Origin of the sequence: Sulfitobacter sp. HI0129 (assembly GCF_001635395.1) — a bacterium.
In the GTDB taxonomy this organism is placed as follows: domain Bacteria; phylum Pseudomonadota; class Alphaproteobacteria; order Rhodobacterales; family Rhodobacteraceae; genus Sulfitobacter.
Window position 1 is genome coordinate 1 of record NZ_LWGH01000521.1, and the last position, 11152, is coordinate 11152.

At 60.2% G+C, this 11152-nt stretch carries 21 protein-coding genes; 2 read left to right on the plus strand and 19 right to left on the minus strand.

All coding sequences use genetic code 11. The annotated features are described in order from the left end of the window. On the minus strand, nt 1-344 hold a 344-nt coding region (gene rplO / locus A3764_RS14180; RefSeq protein WP_067951699.1), incomplete at its 3' end, for a 50S ribosomal protein L15. A gap of 273 nt (nt 345-617) precedes the next feature. On the opposite strand from rplO, the gene A3764_RS24720 reads away from it, so the two are divergent. Further along, nucleotides 618-1268 carry a hypothetical protein gene (locus A3764_RS24720; protein ID WP_150120775.1) on the plus strand — a complete coding sequence of 217 codons (651 nt, stop codon included), beginning with the start codon at nt 618-620 and terminating at the stop codon, nt 1266-1268. A 121-nt stretch (nt 1269-1389) separates the two neighbouring features. Here the strand turns inward: A3764_RS24720 and rpmD are convergent, their stop codons facing one another. The 12 genes from rpmD to A3764_RS14240 all read right to left on the minus strand — a co-directional run bounded on the left by rpmD (nt 1390) and on the right by A3764_RS14240 (nt 6714). Beyond that, nucleotides 1390-1578 carry a 50S ribosomal protein L30 gene (gene rpmD, locus A3764_RS14185; protein WP_067924159.1) on the minus strand — a complete coding sequence of 63 codons (189 nt, stop codon included), beginning with the start codon at nt 1576-1578 and terminating at the stop codon, nt 1390-1392. 12 nt (nt 1579-1590) lie between these two features. Beyond that, on the minus strand, nt 1591-2199 hold the full coding sequence (gene rpsE / locus A3764_RS14190) for a 30S ribosomal protein S5 (protein WP_067924161.1): 609 nt from the start codon (nt 2197-2199) through the stop codon (nt 1591-1593). 106 nt (nt 2200-2305) lie between these two features. Beyond that, nucleotides 2306-2665, minus strand: coding sequence for a 50S ribosomal protein L18 (gene rplR, locus A3764_RS14195; RefSeq protein WP_067924163.1), 360 nt, complete (start codon nt 2663-2665; stop codon nt 2306-2308). A gap of 11 nt (nt 2666-2676) precedes the next feature. Beyond that, a complete protein-coding gene (rplF, locus tag A3764_RS14200) occupies nt 2677-3210 on the minus strand; it encodes a 50S ribosomal protein L6 (protein ID WP_067924165.1) in 534 nt (177 codons plus the stop codon). Between the two features lie 10 nt (nt 3211-3220). Then, nucleotides 3221-3613: a 30S ribosomal protein S8 gene (rpsH, locus tag A3764_RS14205; RefSeq protein ID WP_067924167.1), complete on the minus strand. Its 393-nt coding sequence runs from the start codon at nt 3611-3613 to the stop codon at nt 3221-3223. Between the two features lie 13 nt (nt 3614-3626). Next, nucleotides 3627-3932 carry a 30S ribosomal protein S14 gene (rpsN, locus tag A3764_RS14210; protein WP_067924169.1) on the minus strand — a complete coding sequence of 102 codons (306 nt, stop codon included), beginning with the start codon at nt 3930-3932 and terminating at the stop codon, nt 3627-3629. 18 nt (nt 3933-3950) lie between these two features. Continuing rightward, the gene (rplE, locus tag A3764_RS14215; protein ID WP_067924170.1) at nt 3951-4514 is read right to left on the minus strand and encodes a 50S ribosomal protein L5; all 564 of its coding nucleotides are present in this window, start codon (nt 4512-4514) and stop codon (nt 3951-3953) included. Next, entirely contained in the window at nt 4514-4819 is a 306-nt protein-coding gene (rplX, locus tag A3764_RS14220; protein WP_067924173.1) for a 50S ribosomal protein L24, read from the minus strand. Before rplX ends, rplE begins: the two co-directional genes overlap by 1 nt. Before the next feature lie 2 nt (nt 4820-4821). Continuing rightward, entirely contained in the window at nt 4822-5190 is a 369-nt protein-coding gene (gene rplN / locus A3764_RS14225) for a 50S ribosomal protein L14 (protein WP_025045929.1), read from the minus strand. Between the two features lie 68 nt (nt 5191-5258). Continuing rightward, entirely contained in the window at nt 5259-5504 is a 246-nt protein-coding gene (gene rpsQ, locus A3764_RS14230; protein WP_067924176.1) for a 30S ribosomal protein S17, read from the minus strand. 3 nt (nt 5505-5507) lie between these two features. Beyond that, complete coding sequence (gene rpmC, locus A3764_RS14235; protein WP_067924177.1) at nt 5508-5723, minus strand: 50S ribosomal protein L29; 216 nt, start codon at nt 5721-5723, stop codon at nt 5508-5510. A gap of 124 nt (nt 5724-5847) precedes the next feature. Beyond that, on the minus strand, nt 5848-6714 hold the full coding sequence (locus A3764_RS14240) for an alpha/beta fold hydrolase (protein ID WP_067924180.1): 867 nt from the start codon (nt 6712-6714) through the stop codon (nt 5848-5850). 83 nt (nt 6715-6797) lie between these two features. On the opposite strand from A3764_RS14240, the gene A3764_RS14245 reads away from it, so the two are divergent. Then, nucleotides 6798-7418 carry a TIGR02466 family protein gene (locus tag A3764_RS14245; protein ID WP_067924182.1) on the plus strand — a complete coding sequence of 207 codons (621 nt, stop codon included), beginning with the start codon at nt 6798-6800 and terminating at the stop codon, nt 7416-7418. 12 nt (nt 7419-7430) lie between these two features. Here A3764_RS14245 and A3764_RS14250 read toward each other — a convergent pair whose 3' ends face one another. The 6 genes from A3764_RS14250 to rplB form a co-directional block, all read right to left on the minus strand. Further along, complete coding sequence (locus A3764_RS14250) at nt 7431-8036, minus strand: vWA domain-containing protein (RefSeq protein WP_082850955.1); 606 nt, start codon at nt 8034-8036, stop codon at nt 7431-7433. A gap of 240 nt (nt 8037-8276) precedes the next feature. Beyond that, complete coding sequence (gene rplP, locus A3764_RS14255) at nt 8277-8690, minus strand: 50S ribosomal protein L16 (RefSeq protein WP_067924324.1); 414 nt, start codon at nt 8688-8690, stop codon at nt 8277-8279. 13 nt (nt 8691-8703) lie between these two features. After that, on the minus strand, nt 8704-9411 hold the full coding sequence (gene rpsC / locus A3764_RS14260; RefSeq protein ID WP_067924327.1) for a 30S ribosomal protein S3: 708 nt from the start codon (nt 9409-9411) through the stop codon (nt 8704-8706). Further along, nucleotides 9411-9791: a 50S ribosomal protein L22 gene (rplV, locus tag A3764_RS14265; protein ID WP_067924329.1), complete on the minus strand. Its 381-nt coding sequence runs from the start codon at nt 9789-9791 to the stop codon at nt 9411-9413. The genes rpsC and rplV overlap by 1 nt, the downstream gene beginning before the upstream one ends. A gap of 3 nt (nt 9792-9794) precedes the next feature. After that, nucleotides 9795-10073, minus strand: a complete 279-nt coding sequence (gene rpsS / locus A3764_RS14270; RefSeq protein WP_067924335.1) for a 30S ribosomal protein S19 — start codon at nt 10071-10073, stop codon at nt 9795-9797. A 3-nt stretch (nt 10074-10076) separates the two neighbouring features. Then, the gene (rplB, locus tag A3764_RS14275) at nt 10077-10919 is read right to left on the minus strand and encodes a 50S ribosomal protein L2 (protein ID WP_067924337.1); all 843 of its coding nucleotides are present in this window, start codon (nt 10917-10919) and stop codon (nt 10077-10079) included. Nucleotides 10920-11152 lie beyond the last annotated feature (233 nt).

Genomic DNA, 11152 nt, shown 5'->3' on the forward strand with positions numbered 1-11152 from the left:
CGGATACCGTCACGCTCGCGGCGCACGAGGCCAGAGGCGACCAGTGCAGCACCGTCGATGGCAGAACCCGCATCCAGCTTGCCCGCGTCGATAAACTTCTGGATCAGGCCCAGGTTGACGACGGCGTATTCCTTGCGGTTCGGCTTGTTGAAGCCACGCTTCGGCAGACGCTGATAGAGCGGCATCTGGCCGCCTTCGTAGCCCTTGATCGCCACGCCCGAGCGGGACTTCTGACCCTTGATACCGCGGCCACCCATCTTGCCCTTGCCGGAGCCGGGACCACGGCCAACGCGCATCCGCTTCTTCGCGGCGCCGGGATTGTCGGAAAGTTCGTGCAGTTTCATGTCGCTTCTCCTTCTGCCGGATATACCCCCCAGCGACGGGAGCGGGCAAACGCGGCGTTTCGATTCTGTGGAGCCCATGGGGCTACCGGGGGCGTATAGACGGGGATCCGAAATGGTTCAAGGGCGGACACCAAAACGGGAGTCCCTACGGCTTTATCTATATGATACGTATTTAACCTACAAGGTAAAATGCTGAGATGGTTTTTACCCTTGACAATTATAGTTAAATATCATTTAACCCTCAGTGAAATTGAAGGGTGAAATGAGTCCGATATGAAAATGAGCGATGCTCTTGTTAGGCAAAATGTATTCGAATGGTTGCAGCAGTATTATGAGGTTCGAGACGTCTCAGGCTCTTCAAGAAATGAGGTTCAAGACGTTTCGTCAGGCTCTGGGGTGCCGAAGCTTTCGAGGTTAGAAGTCCAGAAAGATGGCACGACTTTACGCTATGCAGTAAAACTAACTCGCGCTTATGGGAGAATTTCATTTAGTCGATCAGACGCCGGGCAATGGAAACTGCTTTCTGAGGTAGATCGTGTTGTATACGTACACGTCGACCCCGACGATGAAGGTCAAGCTCGAATTCTAGTTTTCAATCAAAATACGATAATGGACGCTTTTGAAACAACTTATCAAAAGCTTAACGAGGCGGGACAAGGTCATATACCTGTGTGGCTCAGCCCCAAGAAAGAAGAGGGCTTACGGTTTTTTGGATCCGGCTTTGAAGGGCAAGCGATTGCCGCACATACGATAGAACTAATTAGCTTCGGCACACTTGATGAGCGCTTATCCGAAAAACGCGAGCTTGGTGACGATGATAAGGACGAACTTAGTAGAGCTATAGAGGGAGTGAAGAAATTAGCCGCAAGTATGCTCGGTATTCCAACTGAGAAAATCAGCGTTAATATAACATTGTCTCATTGATTAACTGAGCGCCCCGCTGTTTCCAGCGGGGCGCTCATATTCACGAAGCCCGGGGCTCCGCCGTGAATTCCTCAAAGGCTCCACTGGAGCCTTTGCCGGGCCCGAGGGCCCGGACAGCAATTCAGCCCTTCTCTTCGACGATCTCCACCATGTGGGGGATCGAGTTGATCATGCCGCGCACGGAAGGCGTATCTTCCAGTTCCCGCGTGCGGTGCATCTTGTTCAGGCCCAGGCCGATCAGCGTGGCACGCTGCTTGGCGGGGCGGCGGATCGGGGAGCCGATCTGCTTGATCACGATAGTCTTGGCCATGTCGAGATCTCCTTAGGCGTCAGCTTGGGCAGACGCGGATTCGGACGGGCTGTTGTGCGAAATGTCGCTCTGCTCGTCGATCTTGGGCTGCGAGAGGATGTCGGCGACTTTTTTGCCGCGACGCTGGGCCACCGCACGGGGGGACTGCTCCTTACGGAGGCCATCCATGGTCGCACGGATCATGTTGTAGGGGTTCTGCGAACCGATGGACTTGGAAACCACGTCCTTCACGCCCAGCATTTCGAAAACGGCACGCATCGGACCACCGGCGATGATACCGGTACCTTCCGGCGCTGTCCGCATGACGACCTTGCCGGCGCCGTGGCGACCGTGCATGTCGTGGTGCAGTGTGCGGCCTTCGCGCAGCTGAACGCGGATCATCTGGCGCTTGGCCTGCTCCGTCGCCTTGCGGATGGCCTCCGGCACTTCCTTGGCCTTGCCCTTGCCGAAGCCTACGCGGCCCTTCTGGTCCCCGACCACGACGAGCGCGGCAAAGCCGAAACGCTTACCGCCCTTCACGGTCTTGGAAACACGGTTGATCGCGACCAGACGGTCGGCGAATTCGGGGTTCTCGTCGCGTTGATTGCGGCGGTTGCCCCCGCGGTTGTCGTCTCTTGCCATCTGGCGTCCTTTCGGTTCGGCACGGCGTGCCATTTCTTCGATCCCGGTGAGCGGTCCAGAACGGCCCCCGGATCATCGAGACGGCCCCGAAGGGCCGCCTGCAACATCAGATTTTCAGACCGCCTTCGCGGGCTGCATCGGCAAGGGCTTTCACCTTGCCGTGGAACAGGAAGCCGCCCCGGTCGAAGTAGGCTTCTTCGATGCCCGCCTTCTTGGCGCGTTCGGCGATTGCCGCACCGACCTTGCCGGCCGCTTCGACGTTGTTCTTGCCGACAACGCCCAGCTCCTTCTCCAGCGAGGAGGCAGAAGCGAGAGTACGACCGTTCACATCGTCGATCAGCTGAACGCTGATGTTCTTGTTGGAGCGGTGCACGCTGAGGCGCATGCGCCCGGCGTTGACCTTGCGAAGCTTGTTCCGAACGCGCAGGCGGCGTTTCAGAAACAGTTGTCTTTTGCTGTTTGCCATCTGTTGCGTCCTTACTTCTTCTTGCCTTCTTTGCGGAAGATGAACTCACCCTTGTAGCGGATGCCCTTGCCCTTGTAGGGCTCCGGCTTGCGCCACGCGCGGATGTTCGCGGCCACCTGGCCTACGAGTTGTTCGTCCGTACCTTCCACGACGATTTCTGTCTGCTTCGGCGCGGTGACGGTGACGCCCTCGGGGGGCGTGTAGTCCACGTCATGCGACAGACCGAGGTTCAGCTTGAGCGTGTTGCCCTGCATCTGGGCACGATAGCCCACACCCTGGATTTCAAGCTCTTTGCGGAAGCCGTTGGTGACGCCGGTGACAAGGTTGTTCACCATCGTGCGGCTCATGCCCCACTGCTGGCGTGCACGCTTGGACTTGCCGCGCGGCGTGATGCTGACGACATTGTCTTCCACGGTCATGGTGACGTCATCCGTCGCCTTGAAGCTGCGGGTGCCCTTGGGGCCCTTCACTTCAATGGTCTGGCCCGAAACGGAAGCCGAGACGCCGGAAGGCAGTTCTACGGGTTTTTTACCAATACGAGACATATCGTTCCCCTTAGAATACGGTGCAGAGCACTTCGCCGCCGACATTCTGGCTGCGCGCGCTTGCGTCCGACATCACACCCTTGGGGGTGGAGACAATCGACACGCCCAGGCCCTGACGGACAACCGGGATGTCATTGACGCCCATGTAGACGCGACGACCGGGCTTGGAGACCCGCTTCAGCTCGCGAATAACAGGTTCGCCCTCGTAGTACTTGAGGCTGATTTCGATGGCGGGGTGGCCGTCGGCGCCCGTCGTCATCTCGTATCCGCGAATATAGCCCTCGTCGGCCATGACCTCCAGCACCCGCTCGCGCAGCTTGGACGCGGGCGTGATGACGGTGGACTTGCCGCGCAACTGGCTGTTGCGGATGCGTGTCAGCATATCTGCGATAGGATCGTTCATCTGATGCGCCCCCTTACCAGCTCGACTTGACCATGCCGGGGATCTGACCGGCAGAGCCGAGATCCCGCAGCGCGATCCGCGAAATTTTCAGTTTGCGATAGTAAGCATGCGGACGGCCCGTGATCTGGCAGCGGTTGTGCAGGCGCACGGCGCTCGAGTTGCGGGGCAGTTTCGCCAGCTTCAGGGAAGCGCGGAACCGCTCTTCCATGGGCTTGCTTTCATCGTTGACGATGTCCTTCAGCGCCGCGCGCTTGGCGGCATACTTCTTGACCATTGCTTCGCGCTTCTTCTCGCGCTCGATCATGGATTTCTTAGCCATATCTAATCTCCCCCGCGCTTATGAGTTGAAGGGCATGTTGAAATGCTTCAACAGGCTCTTCGCTTCAGCGTCGGTCTTCGCCGTCGTGGCGATCACGATGTCCATTCCCCATGTCTCATCGACCTTGTCGAAGTTGATCTCGGGGAACACGATGTGCTCTTTCAGGCCCATGGCATAGTTGCCACGACCGTCGAAGCTCTTGCCCGGAACGCCGCGGAAGTCACGGATACGGGGCATTGCGATCGTGATCAGACGATCGAGAAATTCATACATGCGGTCGCCGCGCAGCGTGACCTTGGCACCCAGGGGCATGTCTTCGCGAACACGGAAACCCGCGATCGATTTCTTTGCCACTGTGGTCAGCGCCTTCTGGCCGGCGATTGCGGTCAGGTCTTCCTGAGCCGATTTCGCCTTCTTGCTGTCGCGGACAGCTTCCGCACCGCAACCGATGTTCAGCACGATCTTGTCGAGACGTGGGATCTGCATCTCGTTGGTGTAGCCGAACTCTTCCTTCAGCGCGGCCCGGATGCTTTCGCGGTACTGCGCCTTCAGGCGGGGTGTGTAGTTTGCATCGTCAAGCATCAGATCACGTCCCCTGTGGTTTTGGCAAAGCGGACTTTCTTGTCGCCGTCCATCTTGAAGCCGACGCGGGTCGCCTTGCCGTTGGCATCGACGAGCGCGAGGTTGCTGAGGTCAATGGGCATCGCCTTGGGGATGCGTCCGCCCTGCGAGGTCTGCGACTGGCGTGTGGCGCGGATCGCGATGTTCACACCGTCAACGACAGCCTTGTTGGACTTCGGGTCAACGGAAGAAATGTTCCCCGTCTTGCCCTTGTCCTTGCCGGCCAGAACGATGACCTTGTCGCCTTTGCGAAGTTTTGCAGCCATGATTACAGCACCTCCGGAGCGAGCGAGATGATTTTCATGAAGTTCTTGCCGCGCAACTCACGCACCACCGGCCCGAAGATACGGGTGCCGACCGGCTCGTTGTTGTTGTTCAGAATGACGGCCGCGTTGCGGTCGAAGCGGATGGCGGTGCCATCGTCGCGGCGAACTTCCTTGGCGGTGCGAACAACGACGGCCTTGCGGACGTCGCCCTTTTTCACACGACCGCGGGGGATGGCTTCCTTGACCGAGACGACGATGATGTCGCCGACGGACGCGTATTTACGCTTGGAACCACCCAGAACCTTGATGCACTGAACACGGCGCGCGCCGCTGTTGTCAGCAACATCCAGGTTGGTCTGCATCTGGATCATTTGGTTTCTCCCGACCTTCTGGGGGGCGATGCGGCCCTTGCCCCAGGGTTTCGATTAATGGCAGGCGTTTACGCCTCGGCAGCTTCCGAGGTCAACACTTCCCAGCGTTTCGTCTTGGATTTCGGCGCACATTCGATGATGCGCACGGTATCGCCCACCTTGAACTGGTCGTTCTCGTCGTGGGCGCGGTATTTCTTGGACTTCCGGATCGTCTTTTTCAGAACCGGATGCGTAAAGCGACGCTCGACCGAAACGGTGACGGTCTGGGCGTTGGCATCGGATGTGACAGTGCCTGTCAGGATACGCTTGGGCATGGATCAGGCTCCTTGTTCGGTCGATGCCGCGGCTGCGGCTTTCTGGTTCAGAATGGTCTTCACACGCGCGACATCACGCTTCACGGCGCGGATGCGTGCGGGGTTTTCCAACTGTCCGGTGGCCTGCTGGAAACGCAGGTTGAAGGATTCTTTCTTGAGGTTCACAAGCTCGTCGCGGAGTTGATCCGGCGTCTTGTCGTGCAGTTCCTTGGCGTTCATCGCCGCTTTCCTTTCAACATCACCGGCGGGCCGCGTCACGCGTTACCCTGATTCCCGGTGGAGTGGGGTGAAGTGCGCCGTATAGGTCCGTTCCCTCTGGGGCGCAACCCCCTTGTCTTTCGGGCTAGGGGACCGACTTACCATCGGTTGCAGGGGCCTCCGAAAGAAAGCGCTCGATCGCCACGACATAGGCGCGAGGGCGCTCGAGCTGTGGCATGTGCCCGCACCCATCCAGCAGGACGACCTCGCACCGTGGCATGCGCGCCTGCAGTAGCGACGCATGTGCTGCAGGTACGAACATGTCCCGCCGCCCCCAGATGGCGCATGTGGGCACATCAATCTCAGGCAGCCGTTGCAGCAGCGCCTTCCGGGGCCCCGCAGAAAACCCCTGCGCGTTCATGAAGGACCGCAATTGCGCGGCGAAAGCCATGCGCGCGCGCCGGTCCGCCGCCATGCCCAGCCGACGCCCCACGAGACGCAACGTTTCCGCACCACGGTCCTGACGCAGCGCATTGCGCAGGATACGAAAGCCCGCCACGGCGGGCCGTTTCGTCGCCTCACGCAGCACCGGCAGCGGGCCGCCGCGCAGATCGACGATGCTGTCCGGACCGATCCCGGCGGGAGCCGTCAGCACCAGACGTCGGACGCGTTCCGGTGCGACATGGGCAAGGTCCAGTGCGATGCGCCCTCCCATGCTCCATCCGTTGATATCCACCCGGTCGAGTGCGAGCGCATCGAGCACCGCGATTGCGTGGTCCCGCATCTCCTCCGGCGCATAGCTCGCCCCGCGCGGTTTGTCGGTGCGCCCACAGCCCAGAAGATCGAAGACGATGACACGACGCTGCTGGGCCAGAGCATCCGCCGCCCCGCCCCAATCTTCGAGCGAGCCGGAGAGCCCATGCAGCATGACGAGCGGCACTTCCCCCTGCCCCAGGTCGCGGTAACGGGTACGCACCCCGCCCGCGTCTATATATCTGTCGCCCTTTGCCATGCCCGACACTTGCCTGCCCCCGGGCCGACCACAAGCGCAAAGAGCCCTCGCCTTGCCATGCAGGCTGGGCTAAAACGCCGAGCATGTCACAGGTCAGAACCCTCTTCGCCACCCGCCTCTACCACGCCCGGCTATCGGCCCATGGCCCCACCATCGACGCGGACGAGTTCGAGGCGTCCTGCTATTCCATCGCGGAGGATGACGCGGCCGGTCAACAGTGGTCGGAGGACCATGGCTACCCGGGCTATACCTCCTACGCATCGCTCGGTGACCTGCCCTACCGGTTCCCGATTTTCGCGGACCTCGTTCAGGCGCTCGACGCCCATGTGGCTGACTTCGCCCGCGATCTCGCCTTCGATCTTGGCGACAAGAAGCTCACGCTGGATTCGCTCTGGATCAACATCCTCCCCGAGGGCGGAATACATACAGGGCACCTGCATCCCCATTCCGTGATCTCGGGCACCACCTACGTCGCGATGCCGGACGGGGCCAGCGCCATCAAGTTCGAAGACCCCCGTCTGCCGATGATGATGGCAGCCCCGGGCCGCAGGAAGGATGCCCCGGAGGAATTGAAGACCTTTGCCTATGTCGCGCCGAAAGTTGGCGATGTGCTGCTCTGGGAAAGCTGGCTGCGTCACGAAGTGCCCATGAACATGAGCGAGGATGATCGCCTCTCCGTGTCATTCAACTACGGTTGGGGCTGACAGACACCGACGCTAGAACAGCACGTTACAGCCCAAGGTTACCCGCAGGGCGGCGATCAGTTCATCGAGGCTCTCGGCACCGGAGTAGGTGCCGCCCGTTCGGTCCGCAAGGCAGCGTGCCACCGGCTCCGCCTCGACATAATCGCTGGCACCTTGGCTGCCCCATGCGAAATAATCACCGCGCACCTTGAAGCCGATCACATGCACCGTGGTTGCAAGCCCCTCGGCCGACAGGTCTGCGGCCAGTGCACAGGGCTGCCCCCCGCAGGTCTCCTTCCCGTCTGTCACCAGAACTATGGTCGCCGGTTGCTCCTCATACTTCAAAACGCCCGCCGCCATTTCAACCGCGGCGGTAAGCGCCGTGCTGCCTTCCGGCGACAGGGCGTCGACCGCGCCGATCAAACGATCCGCTGCATTCTGAACCGGAGGGAAATGCAACTTCACACCCCCGCAGGGATCGACGCTACCCGGCCCATAGACCAAAAGCCCGATGCGCCGGTCCGCCGCCACCTGCGGCATGACCGTCGCAACGGCGCGCCGCGCCTCGAATATGCGGGGCTCGCCAATCTGATTAAAGCCCATCTCGGCCATGGAGCCGGACCCGTCGAAAACAAGCATGGCATCGTCAGTGCACTGCTGCGCTGAGGCGGCGGTGGTCACAATGGACAGGCAGAGTACTGGCAATGAAAGGCGCATGTCCGAAGGGTCACCGCACCGCTGGCGTTTGTCTAGGGTTTTCACCAGTACCCGGGGGGCACCTTCGTCTCGGTCGGCCAAACGCAAAGGCCCCCGCCGTTACCGGCGGAGGCCCTGAATTTCGATGACGTTTGACGCCTTGGCGGCGTCAAACGATGCGACTTACCAGTCTTCGCGAACGACGACGCGTGTTTTGATCGGCAGCTTCATCGCGGCAAGGCGCAGCGCCTCCCGTGCGATGTCTTCGCCAACACCGTCCAGTTCGAACATCACGCGACCGGGCTTGACCTTACAGGCCCAGAAGTCGACCGAACCCTTACCTTTACCCATACGAACTTCGACGGGCTTGGAGGTCACGGGCACATCCGGGAAAATCCGGATCCAGACACGGCCCTGACGCTTCATGTGACGCGTCATGGCACGACGTGCCGCTTCGATCTGGCGCGCAGTCACCCGCTCGGGCTCCAGCGCCTTCAGGCCGAAGGTGCCGAAGTTGAGGTCGGAACCGCCCTTGGCCAGGCCCTTGATGGAGCCTTTGAACTGCTTGCGGAATTTAGTGCGTTTTGGTTGTAGCATCCGTCATTCCCCCTTAGCGACGACCGCCTGCACCGCGAGGTGCCGGGCCATCCTGAAGTTCCTGCGCCTTGCGATCCCGCGCGGCCGGATCATGTTCCATGATCTCGCCTTTGAAGATCCATGTCTTGATGCCGATGATGCCATAGGCCGTCATCGCTTCGACATGAGCGTAATCGATGTCCGCACGCAGTGTGTGGAGCGGCACGCGACCTTCACGGTACCATTCCGTCCGCGCGATTTCAGCACCACCCAGACGACCGGCGAGGTTGACCCGGATACCGAGTGCACCCATGCGCATGGCATTCTGAACGGCACGCTTCATTGCGCGACGGAAGGAAACCCGGCGCTCAAGCTGCTGGGCGATGCTTTCGCCGACCAGCTGTGCGTCCAGTTCCGGCTTGCGAACCTCGACGATGTTGAGGTGCAGATCGGATTTGGTCATCTTGGCGATCTTCTGGCGCAGACCTTCGATGTCCGCACCTTTCTTGCCGATGATGACGCCCGGGCGGGCCGTGTGAATCGTGACGCGGCACTTCTTGTGCGGGCGTTCGATGATCACGCGGGCCACGCCGGCCTGCTTGCACTCTTCCTTGATGAAGGACCGGATGGCCAGATCTTCGAGCAGAAGATCGCCGTAGTCCTTCGTGTCGGCATACCAGCGGCTGTCCCAGGTACGGTTGACCTGCAGGCGCATACCGATCGGATTTACTTTGTTACCCATCAGGCTTGCTCCTCGACTTGACGCACCTTGATCGTGATTTCGGAAAACGGCTTCACGATCTTGCCGAACCGGCCACGGGCGCGCGGACGACCACGCTTCATGATCAGGTTCTTGCCGACATAGGCTTCGGCGACGACCAGTTCGTCAACGTCCAGATTGTGGTTGTTCTCGGCGTTCGCGATTGCGGACTGAAGGCATTTCTTCACGTCCTGCGCGATCCGCTTCTTGGAGAAGGTCAGGTCCGTCAGGGCCTTGTCCACCTTCTTGCCACGGATCAATGCGGCGACGAGGTTCAGTTTCTGCGGGCTGGTACGAAGCATGCGCAGTTTCGCCATCGCTTCGTTATCGGCCACGCGGCGGGGATTCTTATCCTTGCTCATGGCTTATTTCCGCTTCGCTTTTTTGTCGGCGGCATGACCGTAATAGGTCCGGGTCGGCGAATACTCACCGAACTTCTGACCGATCATGTCTTCGCTGACGTTGACTGGGATATGCTTGTGACCGTTGTAGACGCCGAACGTCAGGCCCACGAACTGGGGCAGGATCGTCGAACGGCGCGACCAGATCTTGATCACTTCGCTGCGGCCGCTTTCGCGGGATGCTTCGGCCTTCTTGAGGACATAAGAGTCGACAAAAGGACCTTTCCATACTGAACGAGCCATTGATTAACGCCCCTTCTTCTTGGCGTGGCGCGAGCGGACGATGAGCTTGCTGGACGCTTTGTTCTTGTTACGGGTCTTGGCACCCTTCGTCGGCTTACCCCAAGGAGTAACCGGGTGACGACCACCGGATGTACGGCCTTCACCACCACCATGCGGGTGGTCGATCGGGTTCATGACCACACCACGCACCGAAGGACGGATGCCCTTGTGACGCATGCGGCCGGCCTTGCCGTAGTTCTGGTTCGAGTTGTCGGGGTTGCTGACGGCACCGACGGTGGCCATGCATTCCTGACGCACGAGGCGAAGCTCGCCCGAGCTGAGGCGGATCTGGGCGTAGCCGCCATCGCGACCGACGAACTGGGCATAGGTGCCCGCCGCCCGTGCGATCTGACCACCCTTGCCGGGCTTCATCTCGATGTTGTGGACGATCGTACCGATCGGCATGCCGGAGAACGGCATCGCGTTGCCCGGCTTGATATCGACCTTCTGGCCGGCGATGACCTTGTCACCCACCGCCAGGCGCTGCGGCGCGAGGATATAGGCCTGCTCGCCGTCTTCGTATTGAATGAGCGCGATGAACGCGGTCCGGTTCGGGTCATATTCGATCCGCGCGACTACAGCGGACATGTCCAGCTTGTTGCGCTTGAAATCGACGATGCGGTAGAGGCGCTTGGCTCCCCCACCCTTGCGACGCATTGTGATCCGTCCGGTGTTGTTCCGTCCGCCATTCTTGGTCAGACCCTCTGTGAGGGCTTTGACCGGGCGGCCTTTCCAAAGCTCCGAACGGTCGATCAGTACCAGCCCACGCTGGCCCGGCGTCGTCGGTTTGTACGACTTGAGTGCCATGTTGTCTGTCTTCCGTTTAGCTGACGACGAGGGCACGCCCCCGCCTATGGTATGAAGGGCCCCGAAGGTCCCCGTGATGGATGTCCTTGCGAACAAAGACAGAGCCCCGGACGAATCCGGGGCCTTGCCGATGGGGTCTGTTAGGGGGGATCGGGGAGAGGGTCAAGGCATCTTTAGAACCTTGTTCTTTAGAAGCTTGTCTAGACTCATTCTCAGTGGCATTCATACATAGA

What these genes read in the sequence shown, in the direction of transcription:
- A3764_RS24720 (WP_150120775.1), top strand. Translation starts at nt 618, where the DNA reads ATGAAAATGAGCGATGCTCTTGTTAGGCAAAATGTATTCGAATGGTTG.
- rpmD (WP_067924159.1), bottom strand. Translation starts at nt 1,578, where the DNA reads ATGGCCAAGACTATCGTGATCAAGCAGATCGGCTCCCCGATCCGCCGC.
- rpsE (WP_067924161.1), bottom strand. Translation starts at nt 2,199, where the DNA reads ATGGCAAGAGACGACAACCGCGGGGGCAACCGCCGCAATCAACGCGAC.
- rplR (WP_067924163.1), bottom strand. Translation starts at nt 2,665, where the DNA reads ATGGCAAACAGCAAAAGACAACTGTTTCTGAAACGCCGCCTGCGCGTT.
- rplF (WP_067924165.1), bottom strand. Translation starts at nt 3,210, where the DNA reads ATGTCTCGTATTGGTAAAAAACCCGTAGAACTGCCTTCCGGCGTCTCG.
- rpsH (WP_067924167.1), bottom strand. Translation starts at nt 3,613, where the DNA reads ATGAACGATCCTATCGCAGATATGCTGACACGCATCCGCAACAGCCAG.
- rpsN (WP_067924169.1), bottom strand. Translation starts at nt 3,932, where the DNA reads ATGGCTAAGAAATCCATGATCGAGCGCGAGAAGAAGCGCGAAGCAATG.
- rplE (WP_067924170.1), bottom strand. Translation starts at nt 4,514, where the DNA reads ATGCTTGACGATGCAAACTACACACCCCGCCTGAAGGCGCAGTACCGC.
- rplX (WP_067924173.1), bottom strand. Translation starts at nt 4,819, where the DNA reads ATGGCTGCAAAACTTCGCAAAGGCGACAAGGTCATCGTTCTGGCCGGC.
- rplN (WP_025045929.1), bottom strand. Translation starts at nt 5,190, where the DNA reads ATGATCCAGATGCAGACCAACCTGGATGTTGCTGACAACAGCGGCGCG.
- rpsQ (WP_067924176.1), bottom strand. Translation starts at nt 5,504, where the DNA reads ATGCCCAAGCGTATCCTGACAGGCACTGTCACATCCGATGCCAACGCC.
- rpmC (WP_067924177.1), bottom strand. Translation starts at nt 5,723, where the DNA reads ATGAACGCCAAGGAACTGCACGACAAGACGCCGGATCAACTCCGCGAC.
- A3764_RS14240 (WP_067924180.1), bottom strand. Translation starts at nt 6,714, where the DNA reads ATGGCAAAGGGCGACAGATATATAGACGCGGGCGGGGTGCGTACCCGT.
- A3764_RS14245 (WP_067924182.1), top strand. Translation starts at nt 6,798, where the DNA reads ATGTCACAGGTCAGAACCCTCTTCGCCACCCGCCTCTACCACGCCCGG.
- A3764_RS14250 (WP_082850955.1), bottom strand. Translation starts at nt 8,036, where the DNA reads ATGCTTGTTTTCGACGGGTCCGGCTCCATGGCCGAGATGGGCTTTAAT.
- rplP (WP_067924324.1), bottom strand. Translation starts at nt 8,690, where the DNA reads ATGCTACAACCAAAACGCACTAAATTCCGCAAGCAGTTCAAAGGCTCC.
- rpsC (WP_067924327.1), bottom strand. Translation starts at nt 9,411, where the DNA reads ATGGGTAACAAAGTAAATCCGATCGGTATGCGCCTGCAGGTCAACCGT.
- rplV (WP_067924329.1), bottom strand. Translation starts at nt 9,791, where the DNA reads ATGAGCAAGGATAAGAATCCCCGCCGCGTGGCCGATAACGAAGCGATG.
- rpsS (WP_067924335.1), bottom strand. Translation starts at nt 10,073, where the DNA reads ATGGCTCGTTCAGTATGGAAAGGTCCTTTTGTCGACTCTTATGTCCTC.
- rplB (WP_067924337.1), bottom strand. Translation starts at nt 10,919, where the DNA reads ATGGCACTCAAGTCGTACAAACCGACGACGCCGGGCCAGCGTGGGCTG.